This is a genomic window from Rheinheimera sp. B2H12 (genome assembly GCF_059620065.1).
Genome location: NZ_CM184363.1, coordinates 3,442,776 through 3,462,417 on the forward strand (window position 1 = coordinate 3,442,776; position 19,642 = coordinate 3,462,417).

At 49.9% G+C, this 19,642-nt stretch carries 17 protein-coding genes; 9 read left to right on the plus strand and 8 right to left on the minus strand.

The window, feature by feature from the left end:
• Positions 1-466 precede the first annotated feature (466 nt).
• The 3 genes from AC53GJ_RS14840 to AC53GJ_RS14850 all read left to right on the plus strand — a co-directional run bounded on the left by AC53GJ_RS14840 (position 467) and on the right by AC53GJ_RS14850 (position 6,017).
• Positions 467-2,035, plus strand: coding sequence for a S8 family serine peptidase (locus tag AC53GJ_RS14840; protein WP_496728807.1), 1,569 nt, complete (start codon positions 467-469; stop codon positions 2,033-2,035).
• A gap of 215 nt (positions 2,036-2,250) precedes the next feature.
• Positions 2,251-5,109, plus strand: coding sequence for a M16 family metallopeptidase (locus tag AC53GJ_RS14845; RefSeq protein WP_496728808.1), 2,859 nt, complete (start codon positions 2,251-2,253; stop codon positions 5,107-5,109).
• A gap of 260 nt (positions 5,110-5,369) precedes the next feature.
• Complete coding sequence (locus tag AC53GJ_RS14850; RefSeq protein WP_496728810.1) at positions 5,370-6,017, plus strand: transporter substrate-binding domain-containing protein; 648 nt, start codon at positions 5,370-5,372, stop codon at positions 6,015-6,017.
• On the opposite strand, the gene AC53GJ_RS14855 is transcribed toward AC53GJ_RS14850, so the two are convergent.
• Positions 6,011-6,631: a DUF6151 family protein gene (locus AC53GJ_RS14855; RefSeq protein ID WP_496728812.1), complete on the minus strand. Its 621-nt coding sequence runs from the start codon at positions 6,629-6,631 to the stop codon at positions 6,011-6,013. The genes AC53GJ_RS14850 and AC53GJ_RS14855 overlap by 7 nt on opposite strands.
• 189 nt (positions 6,632-6,820) lie before the next feature.
• Here AC53GJ_RS14855 and AC53GJ_RS14860 point away from each other — a divergent pair, with 189 nt between their 5' ends.
• Together AC53GJ_RS14860 and ampR are read left to right on the plus strand one after the other, a co-directional pair.
• Complete coding sequence (locus tag AC53GJ_RS14860; protein WP_496728814.1) at positions 6,821-7,567, plus strand: class I SAM-dependent DNA methyltransferase; 747 nt, start codon at positions 6,821-6,823, stop codon at positions 7,565-7,567.
• 88 nt (positions 7,568-7,655) lie between these two features.
• Positions 7,656-8,543, plus strand: coding sequence for a LysR family transcriptional regulator AmpR (gene ampR, locus AC53GJ_RS14865; protein ID WP_496728816.1), 888 nt, complete (start codon positions 7,656-7,658; stop codon positions 8,541-8,543).
• A 20-nt stretch (positions 8,544-8,563) separates the two neighbouring features.
• On the opposite strand, the gene AC53GJ_RS14870 is transcribed toward ampR, so the two are convergent.
• Complete coding sequence (locus AC53GJ_RS14870; RefSeq protein WP_496728817.1) at positions 8,564-8,872, minus strand: DUF1840 domain-containing protein; 309 nt, start codon at positions 8,870-8,872, stop codon at positions 8,564-8,566.
• A gap of 240 nt (positions 8,873-9,112) precedes the next feature.
• Here AC53GJ_RS14870 and aceK point away from each other — a divergent pair, with 240 nt between their 5' ends.
• The gene (aceK, locus tag AC53GJ_RS14875; protein WP_496728819.1) at positions 9,113-10,876 is read left to right on the plus strand and encodes a bifunctional isocitrate dehydrogenase kinase/phosphatase; all 1,764 of its coding nucleotides are present in this window, start codon (positions 9,113-9,115) and stop codon (positions 10,874-10,876) included.
• Positions 10,877-10,905: 29 nt separating this feature from the next.
• On the opposite strand, the gene AC53GJ_RS14880 is transcribed toward aceK, so the two are convergent.
• Positions 10,906-11,562 carry a DUF7822 domain-containing protein gene (locus AC53GJ_RS14880; RefSeq protein WP_496728821.1) on the minus strand — a complete coding sequence of 219 codons (657 nt, stop codon included), beginning with the start codon at positions 11,560-11,562 and terminating at the stop codon, positions 10,906-10,908.
• 240 nt (positions 11,563-11,802) lie between these two features.
• Between AC53GJ_RS14880 and AC53GJ_RS14885 the strand changes: the two genes are divergently transcribed.
• Together AC53GJ_RS14885 and AC53GJ_RS14890 are read left to right on the plus strand one after the other, a co-directional pair.
• The gene (locus AC53GJ_RS14885) at positions 11,803-12,486 is read left to right on the plus strand and encodes a tRNA-uridine aminocarboxypropyltransferase (RefSeq protein ID WP_496728823.1); all 684 of its coding nucleotides are present in this window, start codon (positions 11,803-11,805) and stop codon (positions 12,484-12,486) included.
• Positions 12,487-12,595: 109 nt separating this feature from the next.
• A complete protein-coding gene (locus AC53GJ_RS14890; protein WP_496728824.1) occupies positions 12,596-14,071 on the plus strand; it encodes an FAD/NAD(P)-binding protein in 1,476 nt (491 codons plus the stop codon).
• Here AC53GJ_RS14890 and AC53GJ_RS14895 read toward each other — a convergent pair.
• Together AC53GJ_RS14895 and AC53GJ_RS14900 are read right to left on the minus strand one after the other, a co-directional pair.
• Entirely contained in the window at positions 14,061-14,843 is a 783-nt protein-coding gene (locus AC53GJ_RS14895; protein ID WP_496728826.1) for an alpha/beta fold hydrolase, read from the minus strand. The two genes, AC53GJ_RS14890 and AC53GJ_RS14895, sit on opposite strands and share 11 nt — an antisense overlap.
• Positions 14,828-15,985 carry a M14 family zinc carboxypeptidase gene (locus tag AC53GJ_RS14900; RefSeq protein WP_496728828.1) on the minus strand — a complete coding sequence of 386 codons (1,158 nt, stop codon included), beginning with the start codon at positions 15,983-15,985 and terminating at the stop codon, positions 14,828-14,830. Before AC53GJ_RS14900 ends, AC53GJ_RS14895 begins: the two co-directional genes overlap by 16 nt.
• 52 nt (positions 15,986-16,037) lie before the next feature.
• Between AC53GJ_RS14900 and AC53GJ_RS14905 the strand changes: the two genes are divergently transcribed.
• A complete protein-coding gene (locus AC53GJ_RS14905; RefSeq protein WP_496728830.1) occupies positions 16,038-16,262 on the plus strand; it encodes a lipoprotein in 225 nt (74 codons plus the stop codon).
• A gap of 311 nt (positions 16,263-16,573) precedes the next feature.
• On the opposite strand, the gene AC53GJ_RS14910 is transcribed toward AC53GJ_RS14905, so the two are convergent.
• The 3 genes from AC53GJ_RS14910 to AC53GJ_RS14920 all read right to left on the minus strand — a co-directional run bounded on the left by AC53GJ_RS14910 (position 16,574) and on the right by AC53GJ_RS14920 (position 19,435).
• Complete coding sequence (locus AC53GJ_RS14910) at positions 16,574-17,053, minus strand: hypothetical protein (RefSeq protein WP_496728831.1); 480 nt, start codon at positions 17,051-17,053, stop codon at positions 16,574-16,576.
• Between the two features lie 232 nt (positions 17,054-17,285).
• Positions 17,286-17,798, minus strand: a complete 513-nt coding sequence (locus AC53GJ_RS14915) for a GNAT family N-acetyltransferase (RefSeq protein WP_496728833.1) — start codon at positions 17,796-17,798, stop codon at positions 17,286-17,288.
• Between the two features lie 140 nt (positions 17,799-17,938).
• Entirely contained in the window at positions 17,939-19,435 is a 1,497-nt protein-coding gene (locus tag AC53GJ_RS14920) for an alanine/glycine:cation symporter family protein (RefSeq protein ID WP_496728835.1), read from the minus strand.
• Between the last annotated feature and the right edge of the window lie 207 nt (positions 19,436-19,642).

Sequence of the window (19,642 nt, forward strand, 5' to 3'; positions counted from 1 at the left end):
ATGGTTAAAAAACTGTCCGCGGACAGAAAAAGTGTCCGCCAGCCGCGAATGAAGCTGCCGCGGACACCCGGGCTAATCCAAAGCAAGGTTCAGCCAGTGGCGCCGCTTTGTCGCCGCTTTGTGACGGTCAGCACGTCGTTGTACGAACAGCAAAGAGCAGGCGCTGCAGCCAAGCCCACACTGCCACTGTTACGAGTTGCAAAGTTTGCACATAGCGACCAGCAGCACACTGGCATCGCGGTGAGGAGTCACCCGGTGAGGAGTCACCAACTTGGAACTAACACAGAAACAACCGCAGAAAACCCTAATATAAACAATTAAATATCCAAAATTGAAACATAATTATGCAAAAAATTATAATTAATTTATCAACTCGATATCATGTGACTGACACGATAACGACTAATTTTGCCCCGGCAGGATGCAATCAACCCAGATGGAATATAAAAAAAATCTAAGGAATATTATGAAAACTATAAATAAACTCGTTGTACTAGGTGCAACCGCAGTTTTTACCCTCAGCGCCACTGCTGTGGCCGTCGCAGATGCCACCACTTCAAGCAATCCAGTTTTTGTAGATCTCAGTGACGACAGCACAGTGCGTTATATTATCAAATACAAGAATCAGCAGCTGCAACTGGCAGATGACAGCCAACAAAGCAGCAATGCTGTTGGGGTGTTTTCGTTGCAGCAGGCCGAGTCTGTGATGCGTAAACACAATGCCGAGCCGCTGATGCATTTAAATTCAGTGAATGCCAGTGTGGCTGAACTGACGCCGCGTCAGGTACAGGCACTGACGGCAGATCCGGCAGTGGAATATATCGAAGAAGACCACAAACGCTATTTGCTGGATGTGCCAGGCACACTGGCGCAGACCACGCCTTATGGGATCACTATGGTACAAGCCAATCTGGTCAGTGACGCCAATGCCGGCAACACCAAGGTTTGTGTCATTGATACCGGTTATACGCTCAGTCACACCGACCTGCCAAGTAGCGGCGTCACAGGCTATGCCTTCTCTGGTCATGGCACCTGGAATAGTGACGGCAACGGTCATGGCACGCACGTCGCCGGCACCATGGTCGCCCTTGGCAACAATGATGGTGTGGTCGGGGTATTGCCATCAGGGCAAGCCGGTGTTCATATCGTGAAAATTTTTAATAACTCAGGTAACTGGACCAATGCTTCAAACTTGATCCAGGGGATCCAGTCTTGTAAAGATGCCGGCGCTAAAGTGGTGAATATGAGTCTGGGTGGCAGTAGTTCCAACCAAACAGAAAATACCGCCATGACCAATTTTTATAATGGCGGCATGTTACTGATTGCTGCGGCCGGCAACGGCGGTAACACCAGTTTATCCTATCCGGCCTCTTATAATGCCGTGGTGTCAGTCGCGGCGGTGGATTCCAGCCGCAATCTGGCTAGCTTCTCGCAGCGCAATGCCCAGGTAGAGCTGGCAGGTCCTGGTGTTGGCGTGAATTCTACCTGGAACAATGGTGGTTATAACAGCATCAGCGGTACCTCAATGGCATCGCCTCATGTCGCTGCTGTAGCAGCGCTGGTCTGGAGTAACCATCCGCAATGTACGGCAGCACAAATCCGCAATGCGCTGAACAGCACAGCACAGGACCGTGGTACTGCAGGTCGGGATACTTCGTTTGGTTTTGGTATTGTCCAGGCCAAAGCAGCGCATGATTCGTTAACGGCCAATGGCTGTGGCGGCGGCACTACCCCACCAGGCAGTAGCGCCAGCTTTCCGAATCAGGCTGGCAGTGCTGGCCAATGGTTACACCGCACCGTCACCATTCCGGCCGGCGTGAGCAGTATCACCTTTAAAATCACTGGCGGCAGCGGCGATGCCGATTTATATGTGCGCCAGGGCGCGCAACCGACCACCAGTCAATACACTTGCCGGCCATATCTCAATGGCAACAACGAGCAATGTGTGATTAATAATCCACAAGCGGGCAGTTGGCATTTTAGTATTCAAGGTTATACCGCATTCAGTGGCGTAACATTGTCATATAACTATTAAGATGTCGCAGGCAGCGCCGGCTCCTGGCTGGCGCTGTTTTTCAGCCAAACAGCTGTGACTCACTTGCTAACCACTTCCCTTAGCACCAGCAAATAAAACTTCTTTAAAATCAATCGAATTCATCTAAAATGTTGCATTTTGTTACATTTGGCTACTGCGATGGTCTTGGCTGGCGTGGTTAAATGCTGCTTTTATTCCAAATAAGCGGATCCAACATGACTAAACTTCATCATCTTGCCGTCGCTGTTGCGATGGCAACCAGCTTAGCGGCTTGCCAGCAACAACCAGCCACAGGAACTGATACTGGCTTACCAGCCGGCGTGCAATTGATTAGTGACCAGAGCAAAACCAAGGCAGCAGTCGCCATTCCTTATAAAAAGTATCAGTTAGCCAATGGCTTAACTGTACTGGTGCATGAAGATAGTTCAGATCCGCTGGTGCACGTCGATGTTACCTATCACGTGGGATCAGCCCGAGAAGAGGCTGGTAAATCAGGTTTTGCCCACTTTTTTGAACATATGATGTTTCAGGGCTCAGAACATGTTGCCGATGAAGAACATTTTAAAATCATCACCGAAGCTGGTGGTAACTTAAACGGTACCACCAACTCAGATCGGACCAATTATTTTCAGACTGTCCCGGTCAATCAGTTGGAAAAAGTGCTGTGGCTGGAGGCAGATCGGATGGGTTTCCTGCTGGATGCCGTCACAGAGAAAAAATTTGAAGTTCAGCGTGAAACCGTAAAAAACGAACGGGGTCAACGGGTGGATAACCAGCCGTATGGCCGATTATATGAACGTGTCTCACAGGCACTCTATCCGGATATGCATCCTTATTCCTGGCCGGTGATCGGTTGGATGGATGATTTAAACCGCGCCAACGTCAATGATGTAAAAGCCTTTTTCCTGCGCTGGTATGGCCCGAACAATGCAACTCTGACCATTGGCGGTGATGTCAAAGCCGAACAGATCCTACCCTTAGTGCAAAAATACTTTGGCACTATTCCAGTTGGCCCTGCGGTCGAAGCTGCACCTAAGCAATTATTGACATTAAGCGAAGATCGCTACATTTCAATGGAAGATAACGTCCATTTGCCGTTGCTGTATATGACCTACCCATCCGTCTATGCCAGACATCAGGATGAAGCAGCGTTGGATATTCTGGCCGAAATCCTCGGTGGGGGTAACAACTCTTTATTGTACAAAAATCTGGTGAAAAACCAGTTGGCTGTACAAGCCCAAGTCAGCCACAGCTGCGCTGAACTGGCCTGTAATTTCTCTTTACTGGCACTGCCTCACCCGGCATCCGGCAAAAATCTGGCCGATATTGAACAAGTGATCCGCGCCAGTTTGCTGGAGTTTGAACAACGCGGAGTCACCGATGATGATCTGCTCAAAGTCAAAGCCAAAATTGAAGCAGACAGTATTTTTGGTCTGCAAAGTGTGCAGGGCAAAGTCAGTCAGTTAGCTTATAACGAAACTTTTTTTGGTCAGCCTGATTTGATTGCTGCTGATATTGCCCGTTACAACGCGGTAACCAAAGCAGATGTCAATCGGGTTTATCAGACCTACCTCAAAGGCAAGCATGCGGTGCTGATGAGCGTGGTGCCTAAGGGCAAACAGCAACTGATTGCCCGGGCAGATAACTTCAGCCCGGTAAAACACAATTTTGGCGGACCTTCTACCACCAAAGCCGAAGATTTAACACCACGCCGTGCCATTGATCAATTTGACCGTAGCCAGAAACCACAGCCGAGCGCGAATCCGGCGGTTGAATTACCGGCGACCTGGCGTGCAACCATGCCAAATGGTGTTGCGGTGCTGGGTGCACAATCGACCGAAACTCCGACCACCTCGCTGCTGCTGAAAATTCCGGCCGGTCTTTATTATGAAAGCCCGGCACAGGCGGGCATCACGAACTTACTGGCGGCAATGCTCAATGAAAGCACCAAGAATTATTCAACAGAAGCGATGAGCATGGCGCTGGAAAAACTGGGCAGCCAGATTTATTTCAGTGGTGGTGAACAGTATCTGGAAGTATATGTCGCTTCCTTGACAAAAAATTTACCGGCGACACTGGCGCTGCTGGAGGAAAAACTGCTCAATCCGGCTTTTGCTGACAGCGACTTCCAGCGTCTGCAACAACAAACACTGCAAGGCTTACAAAACGCCGAAAAAAATGCCGGTTATCTGGCGCAACAGGCCTACAGTAAACTGATGTTTGGCGAGCATATCAGCGGTTATAATCCAGCCGGTACTTTAGCATCGGTCAGTCAGTTATCGGTGGCTCAGTTACAGGCATATTATCAACAACAATTGAAACCACAAGGCAGCCAGTTGATTGTGGTATCGGATTTAGCAGCCGCGGAATTAACCGCCCAACTGCAGGGTAAATTACAACAGTGGCAAGGCAAGGCCCCGACGCTGACCATGCAGTTACCGGCACCACAAGCCAAAGCGGGCACTATTTACCTGGTGGATAAACCTGATGCGCCGCAATCAGAGATCCGCATCGGTAAACGCAGCCTGACGGAAGATATCAGCGGCGAATACTTTCGCGCCGGCCTGATGAATTACGCCTTGGGTGGCAATTTCAACAGTAGAATTAACCTGAATCTGCGCGAAGATAAAGGTTATACCTATGGCGCCCGCGCTGGTTTTGACGGCGATAAATTTACCGGTCTGTACACAGCTTCTGCAGCAGTCCGTGCTGATGCGACTGCGGCATCTATCAAAGAGTTTATGAAGGAAATCAGTCTATTCCATAGTCAGGGCATTGCGGATGATGAATTAAACTTTATGCGTCTGGCCATTAATCAGTCTGATGCGTTGAAGTATGAAACCCCCCAGGCCAAACTGGGTTTTATGGGACGGATGTTAGAACATAATCTGCAACCTGATTTTGTCAACACCCGTAACGCCATTGTCAGCAGCATCAGTAAAGCTGAACTGAATGCGCTGGCGGCTAAACATCTGGATCCTGCCAGCATGTCGATTGTGGTGGTTGGTGATGCGAAAAAACTTAAACCAGAGTTACAGGCTTTGGGTTATCCGGTGGTAGATTACCAGCTCTAAACTGAGGTGTTCCAAGGGCAGCCAGCCTGCCCTTGGTGACCTGCCGACTGGCCACTTGATGTCAGCCAATCTTAACCCAACCAGCCTCAGTCAGCGCACTAATTCAGCACCGGCAAACGGGTTTCATCTACAAAATTTTGCGAAAAATCAGCCACACAGCTGCAGCATGATCAACACATTGTGTTAGGCTATTATTCTGAAATTTTCTTCAAAGGTCCGGCCCGTTGTCCCAGCGAAGACGCCTGAGCCTATGCTCCGTATTGCTCCTACTCAGTGCAACATTATCAGCACAACCAAAACAGCCGCTGACCCCTATTCATATTGCTTCAAGTTTAAGTCATACCAAATTATCGCAACAAATCGAGCAGCGATTGCAGGCGGCTTATCTGGCATTGGGTTATCAATTGATAGTGCAACGTCTGCCATCGGGGCGTTCATTACTGATGGCAAATCAGGGCGAATTTGACGGCGAATTATTTCGAGTCGCTGCGGTCGCAGCCCAATTTCCGCAGCTGAAAGCTGTGCCTTATCCGTTGGCAACCATTCAATTACATGCTTATGTACTGGCTGATCCAGCAAAGGATTGGCAGCACTGGCAACACAACGTTAAATTAACAATAGCTTATGTCCGCGGTTTTCAGTTGGCTGAACAATACCCTGTCGCTGGCAACAGAGTCGCAGTCAACACAGTACAACAAGCAGCCCAGATGTTGCTGCAACAAAAAGTTGATTTGCTGTTAGAAGACAACAGTTCGCTGGAGAGTCTGCAAAGGCTTAATCCCAGCTTGCAGCAACTGCCCGCCGTACTGGCCGAAGCCGAATTATTCCATTTTTTACATCATAAACATCAAGCCCTGATCCCGGCATTACAACAACAACTCAGCAAAACCGACGCACACAGCTACTGACCTTGCAATGGAGGCTGCACTGCTGCCTGCAGCGCCTGTCGCTCTGCTTTGGTCAGGACGCGTGGCTGCACCACCGGCAAACCGGTTTGGGCATGAAAAAAGGGGGTATTTTTATAACCACCACTAAGTCTGGCCATCAACATCATCCGGATGATGACCCACAATACGCCAAACAAGCCATAAGCCAGCACCGGCGTTTGACCACTCGCCCCTGCCGTATTGACCACAGCCCGGACCGGGCCGAAACTGCTGTCCAACGTGGCCGGACTTTGTTGCGGCAAACAACAGTGGACGAGTCCAACGAAGGATTTTTTGTGATCCGGCAAGGTGTTACCAATGGCAGTATGACAACAACTGGCGTACCAGCGCATTAAGCCGGTCGGACTTAACCTGACACAAGCCAGATGCTCGCTGCCCTGAGTAAAATGGATATAACAAGGCAACGTCTGAATAATATCAGTGCCACCTTGTGCATTAAGGATGGCGGCTGGTTGTTGCAGAAAATGAGCAAACACCTGACAATCCTGGCAATAACACACTGTTCTGGTCAACTGTACCGGCCGGGTAAGTTTGCCTTGTAGCTTAGTGCAGCGGCATTGGATTTTATGTTCCATGCAAAATATCCCTGTGCTGAAGTCCTAGTTCCGAATAGTGTAGCTGCTTCAGCCATGATAGCCAGCGACAAATTAGCAACAATATTACCCAATATATCGTCATTCATTGTGAAGCAATACGGCTCTCCTTCGCAAACGCAGCAATCTGAGCTATTATGCGCGCCCTTCTTGCATACCGGATCTGAACTGATGTCATCCAGCACGGCGTTATACACTGACTTGTCCGGTTATTATGATCTGATGTGTGCCGATATTAATTATCAGCAACAAAGTCAGGGCGTCGCCAGGTTGCAACAGTTTTTTGGCAATGGTGGCAAGCAGCATCTGGATCTGGCCTGCGGTACTGGCCCCCATCTGCGATATTTTCTTGATGCCGGTTATCAGTGCCGTGGCCTTGACTTGCACCAGCCTATGCTGGACCTCGCCAGTCAGCGTTGCCCTGAAGCAAGCTTCATGCTACAAAATATGTGCGATTTTCAGTTAGCTGAGCCGGTTGATCTGATCACCTGTTTTTTATACTCCTTGCATTACAGTGGTAGCATCCAACAGTTGCAGGCTTGTCTTGCCAGCGTATATGCAGCTTTAACACCCGCTGGACTGTTTTGTTTTAATGCGGTGGATAAAGATAAAATCGACAACCAGAATCGGGTCAGGCATAGCCTGCAACACCAGCACAGTCAGTTTGTGTTTGAATCCGGCTGGTTTTATCCGGGACAAGGTGAGCAGCAGGCATTACAACTGAAAATCAGTAAAACCACGGCAACCAAGTCAGAGCAATGGCAGGACAGTCATGCCATGGTTGCGGTCAGTTTTACCGAGCTGCAACAACTGTTGCAACCCTATTTTGAAGTGCAGATGCTGGAGCATGACTATGAAAAAATTGTGCCTTGGGATCACCACTCCGGCAATGCCTTAGTGGTGTGCATCAAAAAATAATCGCCCGCCTCAGCCACAACCGGCATTGACATCCTGCCGGAAAACATTAGATTGACCTGCTGTTATCCACAACCCGCAGCATGTCGTTATGACCCGCAGCTATTTGCCGCTAAAATCACTGCGCGCTTTTGAAGCCGCCGCCCGACATTTAAGTTTTACCAATGCGGCGATTGAGTTGCATGTCACCCATTCGGCCATCAGCCAGCAAGTCAAAATGCTGGAGGATCATCTGCAATGCCAATTATTTGTCCGGGTACCCCGTGGCTTAATTCTGACGCCGGAAGGCGAAAATTTGCTGCCGGTGCTGCATGAGTCTTTTGATCGGATTGCCACTGTGCTGGATTTTTTTGCCAACCGTCAGCTCAAAGAGAAACTGAAAATTGGTGTGGTCGGCACTTTTGCCATCGGTTTTTTGCTGCGCCGCTTACCCGCTTTTTATCAGAAATATCCGCATATTGAACTGCAAATTTCCACCAACAACAACAGAGTGGATTTGGCGGCTGAAGGACTGGATTATGCCATCCGCTTTGGCGATGGCGCCTGGCACGGCACTGAAGCCAGTTATCTGGCGGACAGCCCGTTATCGGCCTTATGCGCGCCGGATATCGCCCAGCAACTGACGCAACTGTCAGATTTGCTGCAATTTACCTTGTTACGCTCTTATCGGCGCGATGAATGGACGGCCTGGCTGCAAAGTGCTGGCGGCCCCGTGTTGTCTCCGGCCCATCCGGTGATGGTGTTTGATTCCTCTGTGACCATGATCGAAGCGGCGCAGGCTGGTGCTGGCATCGCCATTGCGCCACCACGGATGTTTGGCCATCTGTTACAACAACAGCGTTTGCTGCAGCCGTTCCGACATGAGATCACCCTCGGCGGTTATTGGCTGACCCGGCTGCAGTCCAGAGTGCTGACTGCTGCGATGCAGGATTTTGCCAGTTGGCTGACGGCAGAAATGCAACAAGAACACGCCAAATAAGCGCTCGCCACGGCACCAGCCTAATCCCAACTGATGCCATGCTGTGCCTTGGCTGCCTCTTGCAACATCTCCAATAGCGGCACAGCCCTGAGTTTGATACCAATAGGTGGTGCCGCAGTATCAAGCCCAGTCACAGTCTCAGGCTCAGGCGCAGCCGCTTGTTGCAATTCCAGCCATTGTTGTAATTGCCACAACGCCTGCGGGACATCGTCGGCATAGATAGCCCCCGGCACTTTCGGGTTTAATCCCATGCCTTGCAACAGCTGTAAGGCCACATCGCCAAACATGGTGATTGGATAATAATTTTTACTATGGAAAGTCACCAGCATTGCAGTTGCTCCTGTTTTAAATCATGAGTACCAAACCGCCGCGGCCAAAATGCCTGACAGCCCGTGGCTGGCAATCCGACTATAACGCGGTCACGGCGACAGGTCTATGCGTTGACGCAGATAACCGCCCTTGACGGTAGCTCGCTTAACAACGCGGCGGGCAGTGTCATGCCGATTGCATTTTTGCCTCATATCCGTTATCAATAGGATTAGAGCAAAAACTCAGCCGCAGGTATCCGTATGTCCCAGGCCCAACATATCGCTGAAGTGATCCTGAAAGGCTTTCGACGGCATTTCAGTTTGTTTTTACAAATCACGGCACAAGCCAGACACAGATTTAGCCAATCAGACTGGCAGGGATTTGCCAAAGACAGTTCTGATCGGATTTCATTTTATGATCTGCGGGTGCAGGAAAGTATCGACCGCTTGTTACAAGAACTACCGGCGCAACAGTTGGATCAACCTTTGTGGCAACAGGTGAAACAACATTATCTGCAGTTTTTGCTGTTTCATCCGCAGGCTGAGCTAGCAGAAACTTTTTATAATTCAGTGTTTTGCCGTCTGTTTGAACGTAAATATTTCCACAATCAGAATATTTTTATTGAATCGACGCTCAGCAAACAACGGTTACCGGCACCGGTCGCTTCCGTATACGACAGCTACTTCCCGGCACAGGATGGTCTGCGTAGTTGTATCCGCAAAATTATCGCCAGCTACGCCCTGAGTTTACCTTTTGCTGATCTGGAACGGGATATAAGGCTTATCGTCCAACGCTTCCGGCAGCAATCGGCTCATGGGCGTTATCCGGTCTATCAGATCCGGTTTGATATGCTCAAGTCATTGTTTTATCGTAATAAAGCAGCTTACCTTATCGGCCGGGTGGTCAGCCCGGATGGCCAACAACCTTTTATTATTCCAATCCTGCAACAACAACAGCCCGACGGCACAAGGCTTTATCTTGATACCTTACTGACTGATGCTCAGCAGATGAGCATTATTTTTGGCTTTTCCCGCGCCTACTTTATGGTCGATTTGCCGGTCCCTTCGGCACTGGTGCATTTTCTCAAGGAGTTAATGCCACATAAAACCCTAGCCGAACTCTACGCATCGGTAGGTTTGCATAAACAGGGCAAAACTGAGTTTTATCGCGAGTTGCTGCAACATTTACAGCGCAATACCGATCAATTTGTGGCAGCCCCCGGCATTCGCGGCATGGTGATGATGGTGTTCACCCTGCCATCTTTCCCCTACGTGTTTAAAGTGATCCGTGATCGTTTTGCCGATACCAAAGCCTTTGGCCGTGACACCGTAAAACAGCGCTATTTGCTGGTGAAAAAACACGACCGGGTGGGCCGGATGGCCGATACCATGGAATACTCTGATGTGGCGCTGCCACTGCAAAAATTCAGCCCGGAACTGCTGGCTGAATTAACCAACAGCATCGCGGGCTCCATTCGAATCGAAGATGGCTTACTGGTTATTTCGCATTTGTACATTGAGCGTCGGATGACGCCGCTGAATATTTATCTGGAACAAGTGGATGCAACCGAACAACGCCGCGTGATGCAGGATTATGGTCAGGCGATCAAAGATATGATCGCAGCCAATATTTTCCCTGGTGATATGTTACTGAAAAACTTTGGCGTGACCCGTCATGGCCGGGTGGTATTTTACGATTACGACGAAGTGCAGTATTTGCTGGATGTGAATTTCCGCGCTATTCCCAAATGTGATAACTGGGAAGACATGCTCAGTGCAGAACCCTGGTATAGCATCAGCCCGGGTGATGTGTTTCCGGAGCAAATTGCCACTTTTGTCACACCGCAGCCAGCCTTGCGGCAGATGTTAATCGACAGCCACCCGGAGTTGCTGGATGCCAACTACTGGCAGGCCAGGCAAGCTGATATTAAGGCGGGACGACTGGAAGATATTTTTCCCTACCCACTGTGCCAGCGTTTTGCTGCTGCTCTGCAGCCACCAACCGTCACAGAGACGCCGGCATAAAGGTCATCATCCTCAGTGCTTACCCGGTTTTAACAGAGCTGACCGCTGCCCGCTAAGTCTGGTTGGTTTTCGACACTTGCTTCAAGCCTGTTTTGCCCGCCAGCTCTGCTCGTCACCCAGGCAGTAAAACCTAAACTTCGGATCAATTGCTGTTGATCAGGTTGCCACGGCCGCGCCGGAACTCCCAACAAACGCGCGAGTAAACCAGGCTTTTTCAGCTGGCTGTGCAACGGCTGCGGCAGTTGTAATTGTTGCAGCGTCAGCGTCATTTCGCCGGCTAACTGTCGTAATTGCTGACATAACTGCATATTTTGCCAGACCTTGGTTTTGGCGCCATGACTGAAAATTTCACTAGTTTCCAGCACTAAATAACGATGTTGCAGCTCAGGTTGTTGCAACAACTCCAGGGTCAGCCGGATATCAGATTGCAATTGCGGATGACGGATTTTTTGTAAAAAACGCTGCAGTTCGGCCAGCCCCAATGAAAAATCAGCCAGCACCGCCTGATCCTGACAAGGATGATACAACACCGATGGACAGAGCCTGGTATCAACCGAGCATAAAATTTTAAACAGTAATGGCACTTCACCCGGCCAACTGCCAATTTCCTGTAATTGGTCGCGAGCCAGTGGTTGTAAGCCATCCGGCAATTGATCACTGCCAAATAAGTAACAACGTTTCTCCATCTGATCTGCTCCTGATTATTATTCTTGTTATGCTTGGCCGCAAATCAGCGTGACGTTACTGTATCACTGATGGCAGTGCTCCGTTTGCAAGCTCAGCTTCATCCTAAAGAACTGCGAATCAAAAAAGCAACACTATTTACCAAAAAATCAAAATATTTTCTGGAATGACAACAGCTGGCGGCAACAGGTGCTGGCAGGATCAACTTCAGTTACAATGCGCCCCCCGAGCAGGAGTGTTGTGTGAACCATATCAATTCAGTACTGGCGCTGCGTACGCAGCAACTTCAGAAAACGACCAAACCATTTAACGCCCGCGGCAGCAGAGTGCTGAGGTGTGAACACTGTCTGTTACCGCAAGCGGACTGTCTCTGCGCGAAGAAACCACAACCTTGCGCCCGCAGTGCCTTTTTACTGCTGATGTATACCGGAGAATGCTTTAAACCCACCAACACCGGACGGCTGATTGCCGATGTGGCGTTGGATAATCACGCTTTTGTCTGGGACAGAACGCAGCCAGATCCAGCCTTGCTGGCGTTACTGGCCGATCCACGTTATCAGCCCATTGTGATTTTCCCAACGCAATATGCAGAGCCAAGCCGTTGTATCGACAAACCTGTGGCGGACGGCAAAATTCCATTGTTTATTATGCTGGACGGTACCTGGCGCGAAGCCAAAAAAATGTTTAGCAAAAGCCCTTATCTGGCATCGTTTCCGGTTCTTGGCATCCAGCCAGAAACAGCATCCTGTTACCAGTTACGTGAAGCGGCACATTTACATCAGCTTTGTACCGCCGAAGTGGCGGTTGAGATCCTCAAACTGGCGGACGATCACAGTGCCGCAGTGGCACTGGCTGAGTATTTTCAGCAGTTTCGCCAGCATTATATTGCCGGAAAGCCCCATCTGAATTTTATCACGGCGGAATAACGGTCAGGCAGTTGGTTGGCCACAAGTAGGCCTGACTGATTGCGGATACAATTGACAACAAGCCAGCTTCAGGCGATAACACTCCAATGCCTGACTCATCATGCTTTTTATGAAACAAATCAATATTATCGGCGCTGGTTTTGCTGGCAGCGCCGTCGCGATGCAACTGATCCAACAAGCCCGCACCGCACTGCAGATCCGACTGTTTGAACGCACTAACCAGGCCCAAACCGGAGTCGCTTATGCTGACCAGGGCCTAGATTTGTTGTTGAATGTGCCGGCTGGCCGTATGAGTCTTTGGCCAGAACTGCCGCATCATTTTGTGCACTGGTTAGCGCAGCAAGTCGAATTTTCCGCACTGACAGTACCACAACTGGCCAGCAGCTTTGTGCCACGCAGATGCTATGGACGTTATCTGCAACAACAATGGCAACACAGCCAGCAACTGGCCAAAAGCAAAGGGATCTTGCTGGAATCGATCAACGCCGATATCTGCCAGTTACAAATCCGGCAAGGCAAACCACTGATTTACGGACATCGACTGGACGCTGCGCCACAACAAGGCGAACCATGGCACTTCGACCATTGGCACTCTGATGCGTTAATTCTGGCCTGTGGTAATGAACAACCAGCCGCCCCAGCCGTGATGCCAACCGAGCTGCGACAGCATCCGGCCTACCGGCCTGATCCCTGGCGAGCACAAAGTTATCAGGGATTAACCGCCGACAGCCAGGTCCTGATCCTTGGCAATGGCCTGAGTATGGTGGATGCCGTGCTGTCACTGCGACAGGCTGGTGTGCACCGGCCTGTGCTTTCCTTGTCGCCACACGGTTTTGCCATGCTGGCACACCCGACAGTGACAACTACTGCATCGCCGTCACAGCCACAGCAGCCGCTATTACCGCCAATGGCAGCGAGTTCACCCAGAGCATTATTCAGCTGGTTTCAGCAGCACCGGCAGCCGCATACGGAGGCTGCCAAGCTGGATGCTCAGCAACTGCTGGATGCGATACGCCCTCATAGCCAGCGCTACTGGCGCCAGTTCAGTGACTGGCAAAAACAGCAGTTTCTGCGTCATTTGCGCCACCGCTGGGGCGTGTTGCGGCATAAACTGCCGCCTGAGATGATGGCGACCATCTTTGATGCCCAACAGCAAGGCTGGTTGCAAGTCCGGGCCGGCCAGTTACAGGCTGTCGCGCCTTGTGGGGAACAACTGCTGGTGGAATGGCGCGGCAGAGGGGAAAGTACCCGCCAACAATTACGGGTGGACGCGTTGATCAACTGTACCGGCCCGGCGACCGATTATCGTCGTTTACCAGGACACTGGCTGCAACAAGCGATTGCTGACGGTATCCTGGCCCCAGGCCCGTTAGGCCAGGGGCTAGCGCTGGCACCAACAACGGCCGGGCATGACGACAATGCGCTCGTCACTGCAGAGCTACAGCTGGCGGATGCGCAGGGCCAAGCCCAGGCAGGGCTTTATGCCATGGGTCCGATGCTGCGGGGCGCTTTATGGGAAACCACAGCTGTGCATGAAATCCGCCAGCAAGCCGTGCTGATCGCAACTGCAGTACTCAGCCGTTAAACGGCTGATAAAAGTGTACAGCTTGTTGTAACAACCAGGCCGGATCATCCAGTGCTAGATCGTGCCCCGCGCTGGCGTGTAAATGCAAGGGTACTTGCCAGTGCCTGGCAATGCTGGCACTGGCTTGCCAATGCACCAGCCGATCGGCTTTGCTGGCCACTAACAACACCGGACAAGCCGGTTTAGCCGGCAATTGAAAGCGACTGGCAGCCAGCAGTTGGCGCAGCACATTACTGCGGCTGACCGGAATTTCGCTGGCATAACGCTGCCACTTGGGCAAAGTGGGCTGCCAGACCTGGGGATTATTGGCAGTCAGCTGTAAAATCAACTGTTCCCGCTTCGCCACAGACACAACCAACGCCTGCAATACTTTTGGATAACAACGCCAGTTCAAACGCTGATAAAAAGGCGTCAACCCAGCCGCACTGCTATTGATTAATAACAAAGATTGCACTTGCTTTGGATACAGATCAGCAACAGCCATCGCCACCATAGCCCCAAGCGACATCGCCAGTAAATGGCAAGGACCGGTCTGAGTATCTGCCAGTTGCCGGGCTAATTGTCCGGCCATCTGCTCAATTCGCAGGGGGGACGGGCTGGCACTGGCCTGCCCCATGCCAGGTAAATCCAGCGCCAGCACCGGATTTGGCAGTTGCTGTTGTAATAACTGGCGAAAATCGCCCCAATGCCGTTGTTCCCGCGCCAGACCCCGTACTAACACCACAGGTCTGATGGTCGGTGAGCTAGCCGTTGCCGCTACAGCTGATACCATAATTCCCCCGCCTCACTGGCGTTTCTGCTGCTGACAGTGCCAAGCCAGTCCGGAGCTGCGGCAGTGGCATGCAATAAAAAATCAAACAGGATCAGATGCGAGCGCAACACTCTTTTAATCCGATGTGGTTTCACCGGATGAAATAAACCATGGCTGCGGAATAACTGAAACGGATTTTTCCGCACCCAGTTCCAACTGCCCATTTCCAGCGTCAGCGGTAGGAAGGTTAATTCACTCTGCAACGCTTGATCATAGAGATAATCCCAGATATCGCCATGGCATAAATAATGGCGGCTTTGTGGCTCAAAAATATAATTTTGCTGCGGATAGGTCTGAAAAAACAACTCTCGCAAGCGATGCATTTGCGCCAGATGTGCTATCGGTTGGCGGGCAGATTTGGCATACGGAAACCATAATCGGTCGGTGCGGCCAAACCCGGAATGACAGTCCAGTGCCAGCAAAAATGGCGCCTGAAAATGGCTTTGGGCGTAGCTGAGTAATAACTGATTTTCTTGCTCCAGCACCCCGACTGCACCGCGAAACCAGGGCAGACGCGGACTGTAGCGCTGCCCTCCCAGCAGCCAGGCCGTTTTTTCCTGCGCTTCCACCGGCGCGTTGCGCATCAAATCAACATGGTGATGATTAGAGCGCCAGCCCAGCGCCATGCCAGCCGGATTAACCAAAGGCAGCAGACACAACTGCACTTTATTGAACAAATCAGCAAACTGATGGTCCCACTCCAGCCGACGGCATAAGGTCTCCAGATAAGCCAACACCACCTGAGTGCCGATTTTTTCCAGACCATGCACGCCGGCAGTCAGCAGCATCACTGGTTTTTCCGGTGCCCGCTGACCAATTTCGACGGCATAAAATGGAAAGCTTTGTGTGGTCGTCTGAATGCGGCCAAGCTCAGTGGCGCTGACCTGAGGTGGAGCATTATCCAGCAATAATTCCAGTTGGTGTAGCTCAGGTAATGAATAAGCGACCACGATTAGCTTCCCTGTGTTGAACGTCCGGCCAAGGCGTAATAACAATGGCAATACCATGGCAGTGCAAGATGGCAGTTTGATGAACGATAGATCATGAGCAATTTTGGAAACAACTGCGGTCATTGGCTTGTTCGGTAAAGGCAGTCGTGCCATAGTGCACCGGCAGAGACAACGCGAATGAAAGCTGTAACTCGGGAGAGCATAAATGAAAAAAATAGTGAGCCTGCTCAGTCTCTTGCTGTTGTTAACAGCCTGCAGTACACCACAACGCGGGAGTGAAGAATATTGGTTCAATAAATTACTGGATGAACAACGCGCCCAATGCAGTCAGTTACCTGAGCCCTTGTCGACCAGTTGCCTGACCGATCTGACCAAGAAAAATTATCGGGATTTTATTCGCGGTAAAAATGACAAGACGTTGAATAAATGAGCGACTGAGTAAGATGTTTGACAGGTATATCCATGCATATGACCACCGGCATAAATTACAAAAAGCCGTTGGCATCACGCTGACAACGGTTAGAGCACCGTTCAGTTCAAAAAGCAAGCAGCAGAGCTGACCGAAAAACTCGCATTCGGCGCTGCCGCAGGGGCCGGGGAAAAATATCCTCATACGGCGTTAAATTCCTTCGGTTTAGTTCACTAAACCTTCAGAAATTTGCCTTGTCTGAGTCCTATTTCGCCCACGGCTACTGCCGATTTTTTAAACGGTTCGGTGCTCTAGTGCTAGTGACGATGTGATCAGACAGTGCCTGCTTTACATTGATTTCTGCGTAAACTGTAGTCGGAAATCAGTGGCTTTTTCAAATCAGTCACCACAATATCGGACACCCGAACGCCTGTATCCACTTCCTGGACCCATAACGAAATTTTGTCGCCATCCCGTTCCCGGTTCAGCATATAACTTTTATTCGCTTCGAGTTCAACGTTTAAACTGGCATAAGCTGATTTCGTACTATTTTCAATACTGTCATTTTCAACATTTGCTTTTACCCACAGCAGATGTTTACCTGCTTCATACTGCTTGGGTTGAGACCAGCCCGTTGGTTTATGCAGGTAGCACATTAAATGAACCGACTCATTCTGTGAGCCTTTGATCATTTTAAAATTTTCAAATCTGAACTTGCCGTCTTCGACTTGAGCAGTCATTGGTAAAGTACTGCAACCGGCTAATACAGAGACTAAAACTGACGATACAAACAGCGACAAACTTTTCATCATAGATCTCCTTGAAATGATTTTATGTCAAACGACGCGCTACTACATACGATAAGAAGTTTTGAAACTATGTGTTGGTCCAAAACCATCTCAGACGTAACAAAACATTTACCACATCCAAACTTAATTGCAAGCTAGAGTCACAATAAAACCCATAAAACAGCTAAACAGTGCGTTGTAACTCAGATGTTTCAATTAACATAAAGTTCATCGATTGTTGCAAAAAAAATTATATTTATTTGCTCAAGCTGATTCGGAACAAATCGAGCCATTCTGCTGTCGTCGGATCTTGCACCTGACCACTGGCAGTCATCCCTATATTAACCAGTAATCGTTTTGAAGGCTGATTGTCAGCAGTCACTATCGCACATAACCCGGTTAACGCGGTATGCTCAAAACAGTATTGCAATACGGCAGTGGCCAATTCTGTACCGTAACCTTTACCACAGCTGGTGGTCAACAAGGCATACCCCAGATCCGGACAGGGCAGATAATCCCGAACCACTAAACCACATAAGCCAACAGCTGCGCCATCTGAGCGCTGTTCTGCCAGCCACAAGCCAAAACCATGCTGTTGAAAACTGGCTAAAATGCGTTGTTGCAGATAGGTTTCAGCCTCAGCCAGTGTCCGGACCTGCCGATCGCCGATAAAACGCAAAAAACCTGGGTCGTTCAGTAACTGCAACAAAAAAGCAGCGTCGCTGAGTTCAGGTTGGCGCAGGCTTAATCGCGCAGTGAGCAGTGGCATGTGAAGTCCTCTATACGGTTTAGCACTGAGGCCACAGCGCGGCATGTTGCGGATCCAGTAGCGAACTGCTTTCGGATGGATAAAACAATAGTCAGCAACCGCTGACTATTGTTTTGATTTCATTATAGGTTGTTGGTAATTTACTGCTGATTTTTCACCGGTTCCTGCAAAGCGGCGTTGGCAAGACTAGAGCTTAGTAACTCAGCATCCGTTTTACCTTCCCAGTAATCCGCATTTTTGATACCTAACTTCTCTGGATGAAACACCGGGTCTAACCCTTGTTTTTTCTGGGCTTCATAATCCCGTAAGCAACTGAAAGCGACTTTGTGCATCAACAGAATGGCAATAATATTCAGCCATGCCATCAAACCGACCCCAATATCACCCAATGCCCAAGCCAAATCTGCTGTTTTTACCGCGCCATAAACCGTTGAAGCCATGATGCCTACTTTTAATACAAAGGTCAGCCAGGGCCGGTTTATTTTCCGGTTGATAAATGCAATATTGGTTTCCGCAATGTAGTAATAAGCGACGATAGTGGTGAAAGCAAAAAACAGCAAAGCAATGGCCACAAATAAAGAACCAAATCCAGGGAGTACATTTTCCATTGCGGTTTGCACGTATCCCGGACCAGCCGCGACGCCTTTGATACCGGTAAATAACGGAGTTCCATCTTCAGCCTGCACATTGTATTGACCCGTGATCAGTAACATAAAGGCAGTGGCAGAACAGACAAACAAGGTATCGATATAGACCGAAAAACCTTGGACCAGTCCTTGCTTTGCCGGGTGACTCACGGCAGCGGCAGAAGAAGCATGCGGTCCTGTGCCCTGTCCTGCTTCGTTGGAATAAACGCCGCGTTTGACGCCCCACATAATCGCCATGCCTAAGATAGCGCCAAAACCTGCATCCAAGCCAAAAGCGCTGGAAATAATCAGTTTAACAACCCCGGGTAATTGCTCAATATTCAGCGCCACCACCACACAGGCAACAATAATGTAACTCAGTGCCATAAAAGGCACGACCACTTCGGCAAAAGTCGCAATACGCTTCACGCCGCCAAAAATGATAAAACCAAGCACAATCGCCAGTACCGCAGCCGTGACATTCGGGCTGATACCAATGGCAGTTTGTAAACTTGATGCGATGGAATTGGCCTGGACTCCAGGTAATAACAAGCCAGTCGCAAAAATAGTCGCGATGGCAAATAACCAGGCGTACCAACGGATACCTAAACCTTTTTCAATATAAAAAGCCGGACCACCGCGGTACTGACCGTTAATTTTCTCTTTGTAAACCTGGCCAAGCGTTGACTCGACGAAGGCAGAACTAGCCCCTAAAAAGGCAACAATCCACATCCAAAACACGGCACCAGGTCCGCCAAAAGTAATGGCAGTTGCAACTCCGGCAATATTGCCAGTGCCAACCCGGCCAGCTAACGTCATCGTCAGCGCCTGAAACGAAGAAACACCACTATTGGAACTTTTACCATCAAACATCAGCCGGACCATTTCCCGGACATGGCGGATTTGTAAAAATCTGGAACGGATCGAAAAGTACAATCCAACGCCAAGGCAGAGTGCGATCAGTGCCGGGCTCCAGATAATACTATTCACCGCTGAAACAAATTCGTTCATTCACATATTCCTCGGTTGTTATAGTTATGACAGAACGATGCAGCCGTTCTGACCTGCGCTGTGGAGGATGACTGAGATCCCCTGAAAACAGCTGCAGGCAAGCGTCATAAGATACCCAACCGCAAGCTGCAAGCACAGTATTATTTCGCAGAACCACGGCTAAATCGCAGTTTTTTCAGGCAAAACACCGTCAGATCGGAGCAGTTT

What these genes read in the sequence shown, in the direction of transcription:
- AC53GJ_RS14920 (WP_496728835.1), bottom strand. Translation starts at nt 19,435, where the DNA reads ATGAACGAATTTGTTTCAGCGGTGAATAGTATTATCTGGAGCCCGGCA.
- AC53GJ_RS14895 (WP_496728826.1), bottom strand. Translation starts at nt 14,843, where the DNA reads ATGGTATCAGCTGTAGCGGCAACGGCTAGCTCACCGACCATCAGACCT.
- AC53GJ_RS14900 (WP_496728828.1), bottom strand. Translation starts at nt 15,985, where the DNA reads ATGGCACGACTGCCTTTACCGAACAAGCCAATGACCGCAGTTGTTTCC.
- AC53GJ_RS14855 (WP_496728812.1), bottom strand. Translation starts at nt 6,631, where the DNA reads ATGGAACATAAAATCCAATGCCGCTGCACTAAGCTACAAGGCAAACTT.
- AC53GJ_RS14905 (WP_496728830.1), top strand. Translation starts at nt 16,038, where the DNA reads ATGAAAAAAATAGTGAGCCTGCTCAGTCTCTTGCTGTTGTTAACAGCC.
- AC53GJ_RS14910 (WP_496728831.1), bottom strand. Translation starts at nt 17,053, where the DNA reads ATGATGAAAAGTTTGTCGCTGTTTGTATCGTCAGTTTTAGTCTCTGTA.
- AC53GJ_RS14890 (WP_496728824.1), top strand. Translation starts at nt 12,596, where the DNA reads ATGAAACAAATCAATATTATCGGCGCTGGTTTTGCTGGCAGCGCCGTC.
- AC53GJ_RS14860 (WP_496728814.1), top strand. Translation starts at nt 6,821, where the DNA reads ATGTCATCCAGCACGGCGTTATACACTGACTTGTCCGGTTATTATGAT.
- AC53GJ_RS14845 (WP_496728808.1), top strand. Translation starts at nt 2,251, where the DNA reads ATGACTAAACTTCATCATCTTGCCGTCGCTGTTGCGATGGCAACCAGC.
- AC53GJ_RS14915 (WP_496728833.1), bottom strand. Translation starts at nt 17,798, where the DNA reads ATGCCACTGCTCACTGCGCGATTAAGCCTGCGCCAACCTGAACTCAGC.
- AC53GJ_RS14840 (WP_496728807.1), top strand. Translation starts at nt 467, where the DNA reads ATGAAAACTATAAATAAACTCGTTGTACTAGGTGCAACCGCAGTTTTT.
- AC53GJ_RS14870 (WP_496728817.1), bottom strand. Translation starts at nt 8,872, where the DNA reads ATGCTGGTGACTTTCCATAGTAAAAATTATTATCCAATCACCATGTTT.
- aceK (WP_496728819.1), top strand. Translation starts at nt 9,113, where the DNA reads ATGTCCCAGGCCCAACATATCGCTGAAGTGATCCTGAAAGGCTTTCGA.
- AC53GJ_RS14880 (WP_496728821.1), bottom strand. Translation starts at nt 11,562, where the DNA reads ATGGAGAAACGTTGTTACTTATTTGGCAGTGATCAATTGCCGGATGGC.
- ampR (WP_496728816.1), top strand. Translation starts at nt 7,656, where the DNA reads ATGACCCGCAGCTATTTGCCGCTAAAATCACTGCGCGCTTTTGAAGCC.